The organism is Lentzea albida, assembly GCF_900111005.1.
Classification (GTDB): Bacteria; Actinomycetota; Actinomycetes; order Mycobacteriales; family Pseudonocardiaceae; genus Lentzea; species Lentzea albida.
In genome coordinates this window covers 15,370-32,462 of record NZ_FOFV01000033.1, presented here as the reverse complement: position 1 = coordinate 32,462, position 17,093 = coordinate 15,370, and the positions used below count along the sequence as shown (strand labels likewise).

Sequence of the window (17,093 nt, the reverse complement as noted above, 5' to 3'; positions counted from 1 at the left end):
CGCGAAGAACGGGACTAAACCGCGCAGGGCCGGCAGACCCCGCGCGGATGAAATCCGCGACCAACCCGCAGTCAACGCCTGAGGGAGCAGCCATGACCACCCACCACTCGGGTGCCCACGCACGCGCTGACACCGGTGCCGGCACCACGCAGAATACGCCGCGCCGGCGCACGATCGCGTCGTTCAGCAACTACGAGGACGCCGAGCGCGCCGTCGACCACCTGTCCGACAACAAGTTCCCGGTCGGCCGCACCGCGATCGTCGGAGTCGACATCCGCATGGTGGAGCAGGTCGTCGGCCGGATGAACTGGGGCCGGGCGATGCTGCACGGCGCCGCCACCGGCGCTGTCCCCGGACTGCTGTTCGGCTGGATCTTTGGCCTGTTCGACCTCATCAACCCGCTCGTCGCCGCGTTCACGCTCGCCCTGTACGGCCTCGTGTTCGGCGCGCTCATCGGCGCCGTCATCGGCGCGATCACCTACGCCCTGCAGCGCGGCAGGCGTGACTTCAGCTCGGTGACCGCGATGGTGCCCAGCCGGTACGACCTCGTTGTGGACGAGGAGGTCGCGGAGGACGCACTGCGACTCCTCAGCGCCATGACCCCGGCAGGAGGTGGTAAGTGATGGCAGCGGCAGTCGGGATCGACCTCGGCACGACGAACTCCGCCATCGCGGTCGTCGAGGGAGGCCAGCCCACCGTGATCGCGAACGCGGAGGGGTCGCGGACCACCCCGTCCGTCGTGGCGTTCACCGACAGCGGCGAACGCCTGGTGGGACAGCTGGCGAAGCGCCAGGCGGTGCTGAACCCGCACGGCACGATCAACTCGGCCAAGCGCTTCATCGGCCGCCGGTTCGACGAGGTCGGCGAGGAGGCGAAGTCGGTCACGTTCGACGTCGTCCGCGGACCGAACGACTCGGTGCGCTTCAAGGTGCGCGACAAGCTCTACGCGCCCGAGGAGATCAGCGCGCAGGTGCTGCGCAAGCTGGTCGACGACGCGAGCAAGTACCTCGGGGAGAAGGTGCGCGAGGCGGTGATCACCGTGCCCGCGTACTTCAACGACTCGCAGCGCCAGGCGACCAAGGACGCCGGGAAGATCGCGGGTCTCGAGGTCCTGCGGATCATCAACGAGCCGACGGCGGCCGCGCTGGCGTACGGGCTGGACCGCAAGGGGCACGAGACGGTGCTCGTGTTCGACCTCGGTGGCGGCACGTTCGACGTGTCCCTGCTGGACGTCGGTGACGGCGTGGTCGAGGTGCGGTCCACCTCCGGTGACACCCACCTCGGCGGCGACGACTTCGATCACAGGCTGGTCGACCACCTCGCCGGCAAGTTCAAGAACGACACGGGGATCGACCTGCGCGGCGACGCCCAGGCGCTGCAACGGCTGTCCGAGGCCGCCGAGAAGGCGAAGGTCGAGCTCAGCTCGGTCACCCAGACCCAGGTGAGCCTGCCGTTCATCACCGCCGACGCGAGCGGCCCGAAGCACCTGACCGAGACCGTGACGCGATCGACGTTCGAGCAGATCACGGCCGACCTGGTGGAACGCTGCCTCGGCCCGGTCGAGCAGGCCATGGCCGACGGCAAGGTGACCGCGAACGACATAGACGAGGTCGTCCTCGTCGGCGGGTCGACCAGGATTCCGGCCGTGCAGAAGCTCGTCCGCCGGCTGACCGGCGGCAAGGACCCGAACATGAGCGTCAACCCGGACGAGGTCGTGGCACTCGGTGCCGCCGTCCAGGCCGGTGTGCTCAAGGGCGAGGTCAAGGACGTGCTGCTGCTCGACGTGACCCCGCTGTCGCTGGGCGTCGAGACGCGCGGCGGCGTGATGACCAAGATCATCGAGCGGAACACGACCATCCCGGCTCGCCGCTCCGAGGTGTTCTCCACCGCCGAGGACAACCAGCCCGCGGTGGACGTCGTCGTGCTGCAGGGCGAACGCGAACGCGCGGCCGACAACCGCGTGCTCGGCCGGTTCCAGCTCAGCGGCATCAGGCCCGCGCCCCGCGGGGAACCGCAGGTCGAGGTCATCTTCGACATCGACGCCAACGGCATCCTCAACGTGACCGCCCGGGACAAGGACACCGGCGCGGAGCAGGGCATCACCATCAGCGAGAGCTCGAACCTCGACACGTCCGAGATCGAGCGGATGGTGACCGACGCGCAGGCGCACCAGGCGGAGGACCAGCGGCTGCGCGAGGCCGTGGACGCCCGCAACACCCTCGACTCGATCGCCTACCAGGTCGAGAAGACGCTGTCCGACCTGGGCGACAACGCGCCGGCGCACGAGAAGGCCCGCGCCGAGATGCTGGTGTCCGAGGCGCGCGAGGCGTTGCAGGACGAGGCGCCGATCGAGCGCGTGCGGGAGATGACCGACGAGCTCACCCAGGTGCTGAACGGACTGGTGGCGGCACGGTCGTCCGCGCCACCGCCGTCGTCCGGCCCGAGTTCGGCCACCGCGCCGGACGACGACGTCATCGACGCCGACTTCGACCGGGTCTGATCACCATGACCGCACAGGGGAACGCCGCGAACGCCGCGGCCGAATCCGGGGCCGGTGCTCCCCCTTCCCCAGCGCCGGTCCCGGACGTCGCCGAGCTGGAAGACCGCTGGCTGCGCGCCATGGCGGAGCTGGACAACACGCGCAAACGCCACAGCCGCGAGCTGGAACGCCAGCGCGCCTCCGAACGCGCGCGGGTGGCGTCCGCCTGGCTGCCGGTGCTCGACAACCTGGAGCTCGCGCTCGGGCACGCGTCCGACGACGCCCTGGCAGAAGGCGTGCGGGCGACCCTCGACCAGGCCGTCGAGGTGCTCGCCCGGCTCGGCTACCCGCGCCAGGACGCCACCGGGGTGCCGTTCGACCCGGCCGTGCACGAGGTCGTGACGGTGCTCGACGATCCGGACGCCCCGCCGAACACGGTCGTGCGCGTGCTGCGACCGGGTTACGGCGATCTGCGTCCCGCCGCCGTCGCGGTGGCGCGCGCACGGGGGTGATGACGACGTGGCCAGGGACTTCTACGAGGTGCTCGGCGTGCCGCGCGAAGCGAGCACCGAGGAGATCCAGCGGGCGTACCGCGCGCTCGCCCGGCAGTACCACCCGGACGTCAACCGCGACCCCGGTGCCGAGGACCGGTTCAAGGAGGTCAGCGAGGCCTACGGCGTCCTGTCGGACACCGAGCAGCGCCGGCGGTACGACCGGTTCGGCGCCGACTTCCGCCAGGTTCCGGAGGACTACGGGGAACGCGCGCCCCGAGGCCGCACCGCGTACTCGAGCGGGCCGGGCCTCGGCGGGTTCGAGGACTTCGACTTCGAAGACCTCTTCGGCGGTGTCTTCCGCCGCGGCGGACGGGGTGGCCCGATACCGGGCGCCGACCAGGAGGCCGGGCTGACCCTCTCGGTCGAGGAGGCCTACCGGGGCGGCCACCGCCGGCTGACCGTCGGCGACCGCGAGCTGGACGTGACGATCCCGGCCGGCGTGGTGGACGGCCAGCGCATCCGCCTGTCCGGCGAGGGCGGCCGCGGCTCCGGCGGTGGCACGTCCGGGGACCTGTTCCTGGTGGTCCGGATCGCACCGCACCCCCGCTACCGGCTGGAAGGCCGCACCATCGTCGTCGACCTGCCCGTCACGCCGTGGGAGGCCGCCCTCGGCGCCACCGTGCCGATCACGACCCCCGGCGGGGAGGCGAAGGTGCGGGTCGTCCCCGGCTCGTCGAGCGGACGACGGCTGCGGCTGCGCGGCGAGGGCATGCCGAACCCGCGCGGGAAGGACGGTGACCTCCACGCGGTCGTGAAGGTCATGGTGCCGAAGTCGCTCGGCAAGCGGGAACGGGAGCTGTTCGAGGAACTGTCCGCGGTCTCCGACTTCGACCCGAGGGGCTCGTGATGTACGTCCTGACCAAACCCGCCCGGCTGAGCGTCGACCGGGTGTCCGTCCACACCGGACTCCACCCGGACCTGGTGCGCCGGTTCGCCGCGCTCGGGCTGATCGAGTGCGCGGTGGACGACGGCGGACGGCTGTGGTTCCCCCCGGACACCGCGGCCCGCATCGCGAGGATCCAGCGGCTGCGCGGCGGGCTCTCGCTCAACTACAACGCGGTCGCGCTCGTGCTGGACCTGCTCGACCGGATCCGGGTCCTGGAAGCACAAGTGCGCGGCGGTGATCCGTCGTGGAGGTGATGTGGCTGTGGACGTGAACAAGCTGACGCAGAAGTCGCAGGAGGCGCTGCAGTCCGCCCAGGAGGTCGCCCGGCGGCTCGGGCACACCGAGACCGACGGCGAACACCTCCTGCTGGCACTGGTCGAGCAGCCCGACGGCCTGGTGGCACGCCTGCTCGCCCAGGCGGACGTGGACGTGCGGGCGTTGACCGACGACGTCCGATCCGCCCTCGCCCGACGCCCCAGGGTGACCGGGCCGGGTGCCCAACCCGGGCAGGTCAGCGTCGCCCGACGGCTGATGGGCCTGCTCGACGCCGCGGAACGGGAAGCCAAGCGGCTCAGGGACGAGTACGTCAGCGTCGAGCACCTGCTGCTCGCGCTGGCCGAGGAGGGCAGCGGTACCAAGGCCGGTCAGGTGCTCGTGCAGCACGGCGTCACGAGCGACCGGTTCCTGGAGGGACTGACCAGGATCCGGGGCAACCAGCGCGTGCGCAGCGCCACGCCGGAGGGGACGTACGAGGCGCTGGAGAAGTACGGCCGCGATCTGGTCGAGGACGCGCGGACCGGTGACCTCGACCCGGTGATCGGCCGGGACGCGGAGATCCGCCGGGTGGTCCAGATCCTGTCCCGCAAGACGAAGAACAACCCCGTGCTGATCGGTGAGCCCGGCGTCGGCAAGACCGCGATCGTCGAAGGACTCGCGCAGCGCATCGTGCGCGGCGACGTGCCGGAGGGGTTGCGGGACAAGACGGTCTTCTCCCTCGACATGGGTGCACTCGTGGCGGGCGCCAAGTACCGCGGCGAGTTCGAGGAACGGCTCAAGGCCGTGCTCGCCGAGGTGAAGGCCGCCGAAGGCAGGATCCTGCTGTTCGTCGACGAGCTGCACACGGTCGTGGGCGCGGGTGCCGCCGAGGGGTCGATGGACGCCGCCAACATGCTCAAACCCATGCTCGCGCGCGGTGAGCTGCACCTGATCGGCGCCACCACGCTCGACGAGTACCGCAAGCACATCGAGTCCGACGCCGCGCTGGAGCGGCGGTTCCAGACCGTGGTCGTGGCCGAACCGTCGCCGGAGGACGCGATCTCGATCCTGCGCGGGCTCAGGGAACGCCTGGAGGTCTACCACGGTGTCAAGATCCAGGACGCCGCGCTGGTGTCCGCAGTGGTGCTGTCCCAGCGCTACATCACCGACCGGTTCCTGCCGGACAAGGCGATCGACCTGGTGGACGAGGCGTGTGCCCGGCTGCGCACCGAGATCGACTCGATGCCCGCCGAGCTGGACGAGACCTCGCGGCGGGTGACCCGGCTGGAGATCGAGGAGGCCGCACTGGCCAAGGAGACCGACGAGGCCAGCAGGCACCGCCTGGAGGCGTTGCGCAAGGAGCTCGCCGACCTCCGCGCCGAACTCGACGCCATGACCGCGCAGTGGGAGGCGGAACGGCAGGCGATCCGGCGCGTGCAGGACCTCCGCGGCGAACTCGAACGCCTGCGCCGCGAAGCCGAGGAAGCGGAACGGGCGTACGACCTCAACCGGGCCGCGGAACTGCGCTACGGCAAGCTCGCCGACCTGGAGGGCCAGCTCGCGTCCGAGGAGGAACGGCTGGTGGGCAAGCAGGGTCAGCACCGGCTGCTCAAGGAGGTCGTGACCGAGGACGAGATCGCCGAGATCGTCGCGGCGTGGACCGGCATCCCCGTGTCGAGGCTCAAGGAGGGCGAACGCGAGAAGTTGCTCAGGCTCGACCAGATCCTGCACGACCGGGTGGTCGGCCAGGACGAGCCGGTGCGGCTGGTCGCCGACGCGATCATCCGGGCGCGGGCGGGTGTGAAGGACCCGCGCAGGCCGATCGGGTCGTTCATCTTCCTGGGCCCCACCGGGGTCGGCAAGACCGAGCTCGCGAAGGCGCTGGCGGCGGCGCTGTTCGACAGCGAGGACAACATGGTGCGCCTCGACATGAGCGAGTACCAGGAGAAGCACACGGTCTCGCGGCTCGTCGGCGCGCCGCCCGGCTACGTCGGCTACGACGAGGGCGGCCAGCTCACGGAGGCGGTGCGGCGCAAGCCCTACTCCGTCGTGCTGCTGGACGAGATGGAGAAGGCGCACCCGGACGTGTTCAACACGTTCCTGCAGGTGCTCGACGACGGGCGGATCACCGACTCGCAGGGCCGCACGGTCGACTTCCGCAACACCGTGATCATCATGACGTCCAACATCGGCTCGGAGCACCTGCTGGACGGCGTGACTCCCGACGGGGAGATCAAGCCGGACGCGCGCGGGGCCGTGCTGGCGTCGCTGCGCGACCACTTCCGGCCCGAGTTCCTCAACCGCGTCGACGACATCGTGCTGTTCACACCGCTGCGGCTGGAGCAGATCGAACGCATCGTGGACCTCCAGATCGCCGAGCTGCGCACCCGCCTCGCCGAACGCCGGATCGACGTCGAGCTCACTCCCGAGGCCCGCGAGTTCATCGCCAGGCGCGGTTTCGACCCCGTCTACGGCGCACGGCCGCTGCGGCGCTACATCGCGCACGAGATCGAGACGCGGGTGGCACGGGCGCTGATCGCGGGTGACGTGGCGGAGAACGCGACGATCCGGGTCGACGTGGCGGACGACGAGCTGTCCGTCAGCACGTCCGGTGAAAGCAGGGCGGCCGCATGAGGACGACCGGCGTCGCGTGCCCGAACTGCGGCAGGACCAACCGCATACCCGTTGCCGCACAGGGCAGGCCGAAGTGCGGCAACTGCGGTCGGCCGCTGCCGTGGATCGTCGACGCGCTGGACGGCGACTTCGGCGAGGTGGCCGAGCAGGCGGACGTTCCGGTGCTGGTGGACATGTGGGCGACGTGGTGCGGGCCGTGCCGGATGGTCAGCCCGGTGCTGGACCAGATCGCGCACGAGCGGGCGGGAGAGATCAAGCTCGTGCGGGTGGACGTGGACCGCGCACCCCGTCTGTCCGAACGGTTCGACGTGCGTTCCATACCCACGTTGATGATCCTGCGCGGCGGTGAGGTCATCGCGCGCCAGCCCGGTGCCGTGCCCGCACCCCAGCTGCGCGCCTGGCTCGACAACGCTCTCGTCCCGGAGGTGAGGACATGATCAGCCGATCCCTGCTGCGCCAACTGCCCGCGCGCATCACCACAGGTGCGTACGTGCTCAACTCAGGACTCGGCAAGCTCCACGCCGACCAGCAGGCGGCCGAGTCGATGCACGGCTGGGCCGCGAACACGTACCCGTTGCTGGGCAAGCTGGATCCCCAGCGGTTCGCGAAGCTGCTCGCGGCCGGCGAGATCGCGACCGGCGTGGCCCTGCTGGTGCCGCTGGTGCCCGGGATCGTCGCGGGCGCCGCGCTCACCGGGTTCGGCGGGGCGTTGCTCGGGCTCTACCTGAAGACACCCGGGATGCGGCAGGAACGCAGCCTGCGGCCGACCGAGCAGGGCATCTCGCTGGCGAAGGACGTGTGGCTGGTGGGCATCGGCCTGTCGCTGGTGCTCGACGACGTGATGCGGGAGGAACGATGACCACGGTCGTGGACGAACACCTGGCACTGGTGCGCGAGGTCGTGCCGCGAACACCTCAGGGGTGCGAGGAGTGCCTCGTCTCGGGCACCTCGTGGGTCCACTTGCGACTCTGCCTCACCTGTGGACACGTCGGCTGCTGCGACTCCTCCCCCATGAAGCACGCGCGCAGGCACGCCTTCGGCGGTGGCCATCCGATCGTGCGATCCCTGGAACCCGGCGAGAACTGGCGGTGGTGCTATGCCCACGAGGCTTTCGTCTGACCTGCCCGTGCAGGAGACGCCTGACGAGAACGGTGCTTTCCCCCGACTCGACGACGACCAGATCGACCAGTTCGCGCGGTACGGCACACGGCGTCCGGTACCAGAGGACGAGGTGCTCTACGCCGCAGGCGACCGGAACCACGACTTCTTCGTGATCGTGAGCGGTGTCGTGCAGGTGCTGGAGCACGGCGAAGTCGTGCGCACGCACGGACCTGGGCGGTTCCTCGGTGAACTCGGTCTTCTCGAGGGGCAGCCGTCGTTCGTGACGGCCGTGGTCGCCGAGCCCGGCGAGGTCGTCCAGCTGTCCGCCGACCAGCTGAACGAGCTGGTGCGCAACGACCCCGTGCTCGGCGACCTGGTCCTGCGCGCGTACCTCGTGCGCCGGGCGGTGCTGATCGGCAGGGGCGGCGGACTGCAGATCGTCGGCTCGTGCTTCTCGCCGGACACCAAGCGGCTGCTGGAGTTCGCCGCGCGCAACCGGATCCCGCACCGGCTCGTCGACACAGACCAGGACGCCCACGCCGAGGACCTGTTGCGCCGGGTCGGCGTGACCGTCCACGAGACGCCCGTGGTCCTGGTGCCCGGCGACGGGACGCTGCGCAACCCGAGCAACCGGAAACTGGCCCAGGTGCTGGGACTGCACGCGTCACCGCCGCCGGGTGACCTCGCCGACCTGCTCGTGGTCGGCGCCGGCCCCGGTGGTCTCGCGGCCGTCGTGTACGGCGCGGCGGACGGCCTGGGCGTGGTGGCGGTCGACTCGATCGCCGCCGGCGGCCAGGCGGGCACGACGTCGCGGATCGAGAACTACCTGGGTTTCCCGGCCGGCATCTCCGGCCCGGACCTCGCCGAGCGCGCGGTGCTGCAAACCGAGAAGTTCGGTGTGCCGGTGACCGTGTCGGCGGAGGCGGTCTCGTTCTCCGCGCACGACGGCCACTACGTGGTGGGCTTCGACGACTCGACGGAGGTCAGGACGCGTTCGCTGGTGATCGCGACCGGGGTGCGCTACCGCAGGCTCGACCTGCCCCGGCTCGCCGACTTCGAGTCGACCGACGTGTACTACGCCGCCACGATCCACGAGGCGCGCGAGTGCCGGGCGAACCCGGTCGCGATCGTGGGCGGGGGCAACTCGGCCGGCCAGGCCGCCGTGTTCCTCGCGGACCGGGTGCCCCGCGTCCACCTCGTGGTGCGCGGCGGTGATCTGAACAAGGACATGTCCCGCTACCTGGTCGACCGCGTGACGAGCCATCCCCGCATCGAGGTGCTGCTGCACCACGAGGTCGTGGAGCTGCTGGGCGACGACAAGCTCGAGGGCGTCGTCGTGCGTAACAACCGGGACCACGACCGCCGCATCCTGCCGGTGCGGGCGTTGTTCGTGTTCATCGGCGCGAGGCCCTGCACGGCCTGGCTCTCGTCGTTGATCGCGCTGGACGACGACGGTTTCGTCCTGACCGGGGAGCACGTCGCGACCGACGACACCTGGTGGCACAAGGGCAGGAGGCCGTTCCCGCTGGAGACGAACCGGCCGGGCGTGTTCGCGATCGGCGACGTGCGCAGCGGTTCGGTCAAACGGGTCGGCTCCGCGGTCGGCGAGGGCGCGATGGTGGTGCGGCTCGTGCACGACCACCTCTCGTTCGGGGCGACGAGATGATCTCGCTCATCCCGAACCAGTGACCACGGGGCGACTGCTCCGTCTGGCGTGCCGTGGGCTGTCGAGAGACTGCTCAACCATCCGGTGCCCCGGGAAACCTGGGTCGATGAGGCGGGGACTCGGTCACCCGCGTGTTCCTGCCGCACCGCAACGTCCTGGGGATTCGTCCACCTGGGACGGTTCGCGGGCGCTCACCGCCAGCGGTTCGGGGAGACGCCGTCCGAGACACACCGAAGAAGCGTCACACACCGGTGAACCCCCGCAGGGCACGGCCGACCGCCGCTGACGAACACGTCGACACCGCGTGAGGCCGCGAGCCGGGTAACCGCACGAGGGCGGCGACCCCGCACGCTCCGCCGAGCCTGCCAAGTGCCCGCGTTGCCCAGCGCTTCGGCAGCGATGGACGAACCCAGCGGCCGGTCACGGGCGCACGGGCGACCCCGGCACCCGAGCGTGCCGTCTCACCGCCGCGACACCCCGAAGACAGGCGTGCCGTCCCTGTCCGTGCGCGCGTCGAGCACCTTGTCGTCCAGGTAGTCCGCCGATCCCGGCGCGACGAAGACGCGTTCGCCGAACCGGCCGGTGACCACCTCGTCGCCCTCCTCGGGCCCGTCTGCTCGCGTGACGCGCAGGTCTCCGTCCGCGAAGTCGAGCCGCAGGCCGGCCGACGGACTCTCCCCTTCCACGAGCCGCCTGATCACATCGGCGGCGACGGGCGTCATCTCCAGCACAGCTACCTCCCGTTGGGTCAACGACCACCCAGGACGACCGTCAGCTCGGTCTGCTGCTCACCGCGGCGCACCGAGACGGAAGCCCTCTCGTCCACGCGCGAAGACCTCAGCACGGCCTGCACGTCCTGCACGCCGGTGATCTCCTGGTTCTTCATCTCGACGATCACGTCCCCGGCCCGCAGTCCTCCCGCCTGCGCGGGCCCGCCCTGCTCGACCTCCAGCACCAGGGCTCCGCGCTCCGCGGAGATCCCGAACCGCGAGCGGATGTCCGGTGTCAGGTCGCCCAGGGAGGCTCCGAGGTACGGGTGCTCGACCTTGCCGGCCGACAACAACTTCTCCGCCACGGTCAGCGTCACGCCGGACGGGATCGCGAACCCCAGGGACTCCGCGCCCTGTGCGGGCGGGATGTAGGACTCGTTGATGCCGACGACACGTCCTGCCGAGTCCAGCAGCGCGCCACCGGAGTTGCCGGGCGAGATCGGCGCGTCGGTCTGGATGAGCTCGACCTGCGGTCCGCCGGCCAGCGTCCGGTGCAGACCGGACACGATTCCGGCCGTCACCGTGAACTCCAGCCCGAGCGGGCTGCCGATCGCCAGCACGGTGTCCCCCGGCCGGGGCAGTTCGTCGCGGAACTCGGCCGCGGGCAGGTCCTTGCGCTCGGTGCGGATGACCGCGAGGTCCGACAACGGGTCCGTGGCGAGCACCTCGCCGCCGGACTCCTGCCCGTCGGCGTACCGGATCCGCACCTGCCGGGCGGTCTTCACCACGTGCTCGTTCGTCACCACGACGTCGGAACGCAGGACGACGCCGCTGCCCACGCCGTCCTCGACGCGGACGGTCACGGCGGAGGGCGCGACGCGCGCGACCACGTCGGCCTGGGAACCGGACCCGGCAGGCGGTGGCGACCGGCTGTCCGTGCACGCGATCGATCCCAGCAACAGCAACAGGAAAGCGAGCACTCTTGCGAACATTCAGCCCGGCTACCCGTCGAATTCGGTTTCACACGTCCAGGTTCACCCATCTCAGTCCTAGATTTCGGCACCTCACGGCCACTTGTCCCCGCAGGACGAACGCGGACCGAAAAGTTCGCCCTCCCAGGCGAAAGCGCGCCGCGCCGCAACCTTGCCAGGGTCTTCGTGACGGCATTCACGGGAGGAGGCGGGACGATGACGCCCACGATCAACCCTGCCGGGCGCCGGCAGGACGGTGCACCCGGCCACCTCGGGACGCCATGACCGGGGGCTGGGCGTTCGAGGGTCAACCCGCCGCGCTCTCGGGCGGCACCGTGACACTGGTCAACGGCACGTCCTTCTGCGTCTGCGGGCACGACGGCGAGATCCACGGCGGCGGACCGCAGGGCATCTTCTTCCTGGACACGCGGATCGTGTCCGGCTGGCGCGTGCGGATCGACGACGCGGCCACCGAACCGATCACCGCGGTCCCGGCGGAACCGTTCCGCACGACGTTCCTCGGCCGAGCGGTCCTCGGCCGGCGTGGCGAGAGCACGCTGCTGGTGGAACGCACCCGGTACGTCGGCGCCGGCATGCGCGAGGACGTGGTGCTGCGCAACTACGGGCCGGAGGATCTGGAGGTCACGCTCACCGTCCACGTGCAGGCCGACTTCGCCGACCTCTTCGAGGTCAAGGAGGACCGCGTGCGCGCCGACCAGCGCCGGTCCGGCGCGGAGGCGCGGGAGGACGGCCTCGAACTGCACCGCGGCAGCCGGGGCGTGCGGGTGAGCGCCGATCACGCCGAGTACGACCTGGACCGGCTGACGTTCCACGCGCGGGTGCCCGCCAGGGGTGAGTGGTCGACCCGCGTCACCGCGCGACCGGTCGTGGACGGCGAACTGGCGCCCGCGCTGTTCCCCCTGGACGAGCCGGTCGAGCAGTCCGCGCCCATGACACGGGCGCGGCAGTGGCACGAGAGTGGGCCGGTGCTGCGGGTCTTCGGTGCGCCGTCGCTGATGCGCACCCTGCAGCAGAGCAGGGAAGACCTGGGCGCGTTGCGCATCTTCGACCCGGAACGGCCGCAGGACACGGTGATCGCGGCCGGAGCGCCGTGGTTCATGACCCTGTTCGGGCGCGACTCGATCCTGTCGTCCCTGATGGCGCTGCCGATCGACCCGACGCTGGCGCTCGGCACCGCGCAGACGCTCGCGCGCCACCAGGGCAAGGCCGTGGAGCAGAACAGCGAAGAGGAACCCGGCCGGATCCTGCACGAGATCAGGTTCGGCGCGGACTCCTCCCTCGCGCTCGGCGGGCGCAACGTCTACTACGGCACCGCCGACGCCACGCCGTTGTTCGTGATGCTGCTGGGCGAACTGAGCCGGTGGGGCATCGGCGACGACCAGATGGGCGCGCTGCTGCCCCACGCCGACCGCGCCCTCGAGTGGGTCGACCACCACGGCGACCGCGACGGCGACGGATTCGTCGAGTACCACCGCACGACCCCGCGCGGGCTGGTGAACCAGGGCTGGAAGGACTCCTGGGACGGCGTCAACTTCGCGGACGGCACCATCGCGAGCAGCCCGATCGCGTTGTGCGAGGTGCAGGGCTACGTGTACGCCGCGTTCCGCGCACGGGCGTGTCTCGCCCGTGTGGCCGGCGACGATCCGGGCTACTGGGAGGACCGGGCCCGGGCGCTGAAGAAGAAGTTCAACGACGCCTTCTGGCTGCCCGAGCTCGGCCGTTACGCCGTCGCGCTGGACCACGCCAAGCGGCCGGTCGACTCCGTCACGTCCAACGTCGGGCACTGCCTGTGGACCGGCATCGTCGACGACGACAAGGCCGAACAGGTCGCGGAGTCCTTGATGTCGAAGGAGATGTTCACCGGCTGGGGTGTGCGCACCCTCTCGTCCGACATGGGCGCGTACAACCCGATGAGCTACCACAACGGATCGGTGTGGCCGCACGACTCGACCATCGTGGCCGCAGGCTTGATGCGGTACGGGTTCGTCGACCACGCCCAACGCCTCGCGAGCGCGCTGTTCGACGCGGCGGAAGCGTTCGGCGGCAGGCTGCCCGAGCTCCTGTGCGGTTTCGACCGCACCGAGTACGCACGTCCGGTGCCCTATCCGACGTCGTGCTCGCCGCAGGCGTGGGCGTCGGCGTCACCCGTGCACCTGCTGAGAGTGTTGCTGCGCCTGGAACCCGCGGTGCCGGACGGAAAGGTGCGGCTCGCGCCGGCGTTGCCGGACGAGTTCCTGCCGATCGCGATCGACAACGTGCCGCTGGCCGGAACACGGGTGACCGTGGAGGTCGACTCGGAGGTCCGGGTTTCCGGTCTGCCAACGGAAATAGTGCTTTCGCACGACACGTCCCCTGGTTTCGCCGGCCCCTTCCGGGAAACTCGTCCGAAATGGACGAACTGAAGGTCGCGATGGTGTCGCCTCCGTGGTTCGAGCTCCCGCCGAAGGCCTATGGTGGAATCGAATCGATGTGCGCGGACCTCACCGAGGAGCTGCTGAGACAAGCCGTGCACGTGACGCTGATCGGCGTCGGCGAGAACGGCACGAACGCGGATTTCGTGTCGATTTCGGTTGCCGCACAGGAAAAGAGGATGGGCATGGGTATGCCCGAGGTGGTGCACGCGGCGGCGCTGCCCGACGTGCTCGCCGATCTCGACGTCGATCTGGTCCACGACCACTCGCTGGCCGGACCGCTGCTCGCCCGCGGACGCATGCTGCCCACCGTGGTCACCGCCCACGGTCCGGTGACCGGCGAGATGGGCCGGTACTACCGGGATCTGGGCGACAGCGTGCACCTCGTCGCGCTCTCGGAAGCGCAACGCACCCAGGCACCCGGCCTGAACTGGGTGGCCACGGTGCACAACGCCGTCGCCGTTGCGGAGTTCCCGTTCCGGGAGGACAAGGAGGACTTCGCCCTGTTCCTCGGCCGGTCCACACCGGAGAAGGGCATCCCCGAGGCGATCGAGGCCGCCAGAGCCGCCGGGGTCCGCCTGCTGATCGCGGCGAAGTGCCGTGAGCGGGACGAGATCCGCTACTTCGACGAGGTGGTGGAACCGTTGCTCCGGGAGGGCGACGGCGTCGAGTGGCTCGGCGAGGTGGACCGCGAGCGCAAACTCGCGTTGCTCGCCGCGGCCCGGTGTCTGCTGTTCCCGATCCGGTGGGAGGAGCCGTTCGGCCTCGTGATGGCGGAGGCGCTGGCCTGCGGGACACCGGTGGTGGCACTGCGGCGCGGCTCCGTGCCCGAGGTCGTGACGCACGGCGAGACGGGCTGGGTCTGCGACACCCCGGACGAGCTGGCCGACGCACTGCGCCGAGTCGGGTCGCTGAGCCCTGCCCGGTGCCGGGCGGACGCCGAGGAACGCTTCGACGTCTCGCTGATGGCACAGCGCTACGAGTCGGTGTACCGATCGGTCGTGGCACGAACGGCCGGACGCGACGGGCCTGGCCTCAAGCTGGTCAGCGGACGCTGACCCACGTTCCGCACGCACTCGAGCAGCGAGGAGCCGACCATGCCGGTCATGAACGCAACCAGGTTCGAGCACTTCTTCCGCACCGCGGCGGGTCTTGACGTCGACAAGGAGGACCTCAAGCGCTACAACGACTTCCTGGACCAGCAACTGCAGGACATGTACCTGATGGCCGGGATCACGGCGAAGACGAACGCACGCGACGTGGTCGAAGCCCACGACTTCCCGATCACCAAAGGCCTCCAGGAACGCGTCCGCGAGTTCGACAAGCTCTTCTCCGAACTCGCGGACGTCCTCGACGAGATGGCACCGCGGCCACCGGACATCACCCTCTCCGAGGAGGCCGAGGCGTGGGTTCCGCGCATCGCGGGCGGCATCAGCCTGGGGCTCGCCCACACCTTCAAGATCCTCGCTCCGGACCTGGCCAACCCGCGGACCACGCACTGGGAGTCGGCTTTCCGGCTGTTCGACCTGCTGCTGTGAAGAGTCGGAGAGACCCATCCACAGTGGACAACAGGTTTGGACGGTCTCTCAAGGGTATTCGCCCCTGAAGGGCTTGCCCGGACGGAGGCAGGCGCCGGTGACGAGGAGGAGGAAGTCGTGAAGGCAGTGGTGTACGAGGGCCCGCGGCACGTCAGTGTCGAGGACGTGCCGGACGCGCGGATCGAGCGGCCGACCGACGTGCTGGTGCGGATCACGTCGACGAACATCTGCGGTTCGGACCTGCACATGTACGAGGGGCGGACCGACTTCGAGACCGGGCGCTGGTTCGGGCACGAGAACATGGGCCAGGTCGTCGAGGTCGGCGCCGGGGTCGACAAGGTTCAAGTGGGTGACTGGGTCGTCCTGCCGTTCAACGTCGCGTGCGGGCACTGCAAGAACTGCGAGCGCCAGCTGACCAACTACTGCCTGACCGCCCAGCCCGAGCCGAAGATGGCCGGCGCCGCGTACGGCTTCGCCGACATGGGCCCGTGGGCCGGTGGGCAGGCGGAGTTCCTGCGCGTGCCGTGGGGCGACTTCAACTGCCTGCGGCTGGGCGAGGACGCCGAGGAGCGCCAGACCGACTACGTGATGTTCGCCGACATCTTCCCGACCGGCTACCACGCCACCGAGCTGGCCGGCGTGAAACCGGGCGACCAGACGGTCATCTACGGCGCCGGCCCGGTCGGGCTGATGGCCGCCCTCTCGGCGACCATCCGGGGCGCGAGCAAGGTGATGGTCGTCGACCGCAACCCCGACCGGCTGCGGCTGGCCGAGTCGATCGGCGCGATCGCGATCGACGACTCGAAGGTCGACCCGGTGCAGGCAGTGCTGGAGGAGACCCTGGGGCTCGGCGCGGACAACGGCTGCGAGTGCGTCGGCTACCAGGCCCACGATCCCGACGGCAAGGAGCAGCCCGAGCTGACCATGAACCGGTTGGTCGCCTCGGTCCGCTTCACCGGCAAGATCGGCAACGTCGGCGTCTTCGTGCCCCAGGACCCCGGCGCGAGCGACGAGTTGGCCAAGCAGGGCAAGCTCGCCTTCGACTACGGCCTGTTCTGGTTCAAGGGCCAGCACATCGGCAGCGGCCAGGCGCCGGTCAAGAAGTACAACCGGCAGTTGCGCGACCTGATCGCCGGCGGCAAGGCCGAACCGTCGTTCATCGTGAGCCACGAGTTGCCCCTCGACCGCGCGCCGGAGGCGTACGAGCACTTCGACAAGCGGGACGACGGCTGGACGAAGGTCGTCCTGCACCCCGCGATGGCGGGTGCCTGACATGGCAGGAGAGCTGAACGGACGCCGGGTCGCCATCCTCGCCGCCGACGGCGTGGAACGGGTCGAGCTGGAACAGCCGCGGCAGGCGCTCGACGACGCCGGAGCCAGCACGGTCGTGGTCTCCCTCGCCGAGGGCGAGATCCAGGCGCGCGACCACGACCTCGAGGACGCCGGCACCTTCGCGGTGGACCGGCTCGTCGGCGACGTGTCGGTCAACGACTACGACGCGCTGCTCCTGCCGGGCGGGACGGTGAACCCGGACAAGCTGCGGATGGAACCCACCGCGGTGCGGTTCGTCCGGGAGTTCGTGCAGTCGGGCAAGCCGGTCGCCTCGATCTGCCACGGGCCGTGGAACTTCGTCGAGGCCGACGTCGCGCGGGGACGCCGGCTGACCTCGTGGCCCAGCGTGCGCACCGACCTGCGCAACGCGGGCGCCGAGGTGGTCGACGAGCAGGTCGTCACCGACGGCAACATCACCACCAGCCGGTCGCCCGACGACCTGCCGGCCTTCTGCGAGCGGATCGTGCAGGAGTTCGCCAAAACCCCGTGAGTCGTGCGGTGAGGTGCCGGTCCTGGTGTCGATGACGCTGAGACC

The 17,093-nt window shown here is 70.3% G+C and carries 17 protein-coding genes; 15 read left to right on the top strand and 2 right to left on the bottom strand.

All coding sequences use genetic code 11. The annotated features are described in order from the left end of the window. The first annotated feature begins 92 nt into the window (after positions 1–92). The 10 genes from BMY74_RS42930 to BMY74_RS42885 are packed head-to-tail and all read left to right on the top strand — an operon-like array spanning position 93 to position 9,575. Positions 93–623, top strand: a complete 531-nt coding sequence (locus BMY74_RS42930) for a YflT domain-containing protein (RefSeq protein WP_089927925.1) — start codon at positions 93–95, stop codon at positions 621–623. Further along, positions 623–2,500: a molecular chaperone DnaK gene (gene dnaK, locus BMY74_RS42925; protein ID WP_089927922.1), complete on the top strand. Its 1,878-nt coding sequence runs from the start codon at positions 623–625 to the stop codon at positions 2,498–2,500. The genes BMY74_RS42930 and dnaK overlap by 1 nt, the downstream gene beginning before the upstream one ends. Positions 2,501–2,505: 5 nt before the next feature. After that, the gene (locus BMY74_RS42920) at positions 2,506–2,991 is read left to right on the top strand and encodes a nucleotide exchange factor GrpE (RefSeq protein WP_089927920.1); all 486 of its coding nucleotides are present in this window, start codon (positions 2,506–2,508) and stop codon (positions 2,989–2,991) included. 7 nt (positions 2,992–2,998) lie between these two features. Then, on the top strand, positions 2,999–3,880 hold the full coding sequence (locus tag BMY74_RS42915) for a DnaJ C-terminal domain-containing protein (protein ID WP_089927917.1): 882 nt from the start codon (positions 2,999–3,001) through the stop codon (positions 3,878–3,880). Then, positions 3,880–4,173 (top strand): chaperone modulator CbpM, encoded by a 294-nt coding sequence (locus tag BMY74_RS42910; RefSeq protein ID WP_089927996.1) that lies wholly within the window; start codon positions 3,880–3,882, stop codon positions 4,171–4,173. Before BMY74_RS42915 ends, BMY74_RS42910 begins: the two co-directional genes overlap by 1 nt. Before the next feature lie 7 nt (positions 4,174–4,180). Beyond that, complete coding sequence (gene clpB, locus BMY74_RS42905) at positions 4,181–6,808, top strand: ATP-dependent chaperone ClpB (protein ID WP_089927992.1); 2,628 nt, start codon at positions 4,181–4,183, stop codon at positions 6,806–6,808. Beyond that, the gene (gene trxA / locus BMY74_RS42900; RefSeq protein WP_089927914.1) at positions 6,805–7,245 is read left to right on the top strand and encodes a thioredoxin; all 441 of its coding nucleotides are present in this window, start codon (positions 6,805–6,807) and stop codon (positions 7,243–7,245) included. Before clpB ends, trxA begins: the two co-directional genes overlap by 4 nt. Continuing rightward, the gene (locus BMY74_RS42895; protein WP_089927912.1) at positions 7,242–7,667 is read left to right on the top strand and encodes a DoxX family membrane protein; all 426 of its coding nucleotides are present in this window, start codon (positions 7,242–7,244) and stop codon (positions 7,665–7,667) included. The genes trxA and BMY74_RS42895 overlap by 4 nt, the downstream gene beginning before the upstream one ends. Beyond that, the gene (locus BMY74_RS42890; RefSeq protein ID WP_089927910.1) at positions 7,664–7,927 is read left to right on the top strand and encodes a UBP-type zinc finger domain-containing protein; all 264 of its coding nucleotides are present in this window, start codon (positions 7,664–7,666) and stop codon (positions 7,925–7,927) included. The genes BMY74_RS42895 and BMY74_RS42890 overlap by 4 nt, the downstream gene beginning before the upstream one ends. After that, positions 7,905–9,575 (top strand): FAD-dependent oxidoreductase, encoded by a 1,671-nt coding sequence (locus BMY74_RS42885; protein WP_089927908.1) that lies wholly within the window; start codon positions 7,905–7,907, stop codon positions 9,573–9,575. The genes BMY74_RS42890 and BMY74_RS42885 overlap by 23 nt, the downstream gene beginning before the upstream one ends. 461 nt (positions 9,576–10,036) lie before the next feature. Here BMY74_RS42885 and BMY74_RS42880 read toward each other — a convergent pair whose 3' ends face one another. Then, positions 10,037–10,306: a hypothetical protein gene (locus BMY74_RS42880; protein WP_089927905.1), complete on the bottom strand. Its 270-nt coding sequence runs from the start codon at positions 10,304–10,306 to the stop codon at positions 10,037–10,039. Between the two features lie 17 nt (positions 10,307–10,323). Beyond that, a complete protein-coding gene (locus tag BMY74_RS42875; protein WP_089927902.1) occupies positions 10,324–11,277 on the bottom strand; it encodes a S1C family serine protease in 954 nt (317 codons plus the stop codon). Between the two features lie 260 nt (positions 11,278–11,537). Here BMY74_RS42875 and BMY74_RS42870 point away from each other — a divergent pair, with 260 nt between their 5' ends. From BMY74_RS42870 to BMY74_RS42850, 5 genes are all read left to right on the top strand, one after another. Further along, positions 11,538–13,679, top strand: a complete 2,142-nt coding sequence (locus BMY74_RS42870) for an amylo-alpha-1,6-glucosidase (protein ID WP_089927899.1) — start codon at positions 11,538–11,540, stop codon at positions 13,677–13,679. After that, on the top strand, positions 13,667–14,746 hold the full coding sequence (locus BMY74_RS42865; protein ID WP_089927896.1) for a glycosyltransferase family 4 protein: 1,080 nt from the start codon (positions 13,667–13,669) through the stop codon (positions 14,744–14,746). Before BMY74_RS42870 ends, BMY74_RS42865 begins: the two co-directional genes overlap by 13 nt. 48 nt (positions 14,747–14,794) lie before the next feature. Then, a complete protein-coding gene (locus BMY74_RS42860; RefSeq protein WP_245786719.1) occupies positions 14,795–15,226 on the top strand; it encodes a DUF1931 family protein in 432 nt (143 codons plus the stop codon). Positions 15,227–15,343: 117 nt separating this feature from the next. Beyond that, positions 15,344–16,498 (top strand): glutathione-independent formaldehyde dehydrogenase, encoded by a 1,155-nt coding sequence (locus tag BMY74_RS42855; protein ID WP_089927891.1) that lies wholly within the window; start codon positions 15,344–15,346, stop codon positions 16,496–16,498. A 1-nt stretch (position 16,499) separates the two neighbouring features. Further along, positions 16,500–17,048 carry a type 1 glutamine amidotransferase domain-containing protein gene (locus BMY74_RS42850; RefSeq protein ID WP_089927888.1) on the top strand — a complete coding sequence of 183 codons (549 nt, stop codon included), beginning with the start codon at positions 16,500–16,502 and terminating at the stop codon, positions 17,046–17,048. The last annotated feature ends 45 nt before the right edge of the window (positions 17,049–17,093 follow it).

Coding starts and splice junctions, on each gene's coding strand:
- BMY74_RS42930 (WP_089927925.1), top strand. CDS start 93: ATGACCACCCACCACTCGGGTGCCCACGCACGCGCTGACACCGGTGCC.
- dnaK (WP_089927922.1), top strand. CDS start 623: ATGGCAGCGGCAGTCGGGATCGACCTCGGCACGACGAACTCCGCCATC.
- BMY74_RS42920 (WP_089927920.1), top strand. CDS start 2,506: ATGACCGCACAGGGGAACGCCGCGAACGCCGCGGCCGAATCCGGGGCC.
- BMY74_RS42910 (WP_089927996.1), top strand. CDS start 3,880: ATGTACGTCCTGACCAAACCCGCCCGGCTGAGCGTCGACCGGGTGTCC.
- trxA (WP_089927914.1), top strand. CDS start 6,805: ATGAGGACGACCGGCGTCGCGTGCCCGAACTGCGGCAGGACCAACCGC.
- BMY74_RS42895 (WP_089927912.1), top strand. CDS start 7,242: ATGATCAGCCGATCCCTGCTGCGCCAACTGCCCGCGCGCATCACCACA.
- BMY74_RS42890 (WP_089927910.1), top strand. CDS start 7,664: ATGACCACGGTCGTGGACGAACACCTGGCACTGGTGCGCGAGGTCGTG.
- BMY74_RS42885 (WP_089927908.1), top strand. CDS start 7,905: ATGCCCACGAGGCTTTCGTCTGACCTGCCCGTGCAGGAGACGCCTGAC.
- BMY74_RS42875 (WP_089927902.1), bottom strand. CDS start 11,277: ATGTTCGCAAGAGTGCTCGCTTTCCTGTTGCTGTTGCTGGGATCGATC.
- BMY74_RS42870 (WP_089927899.1), top strand. CDS start 11,538: ATGACCGGGGGCTGGGCGTTCGAGGGTCAACCCGCCGCGCTCTCGGGC.
- BMY74_RS42865 (WP_089927896.1), top strand. CDS start 13,667: ATGGACGAACTGAAGGTCGCGATGGTGTCGCCTCCGTGGTTCGAGCTC.
- BMY74_RS42860 (WP_245786719.1), top strand. CDS start 14,795: ATGAACGCAACCAGGTTCGAGCACTTCTTCCGCACCGCGGCGGGTCTT.
- BMY74_RS42850 (WP_089927888.1), top strand. CDS start 16,500: ATGGCAGGAGAGCTGAACGGACGCCGGGTCGCCATCCTCGCCGCCGAC.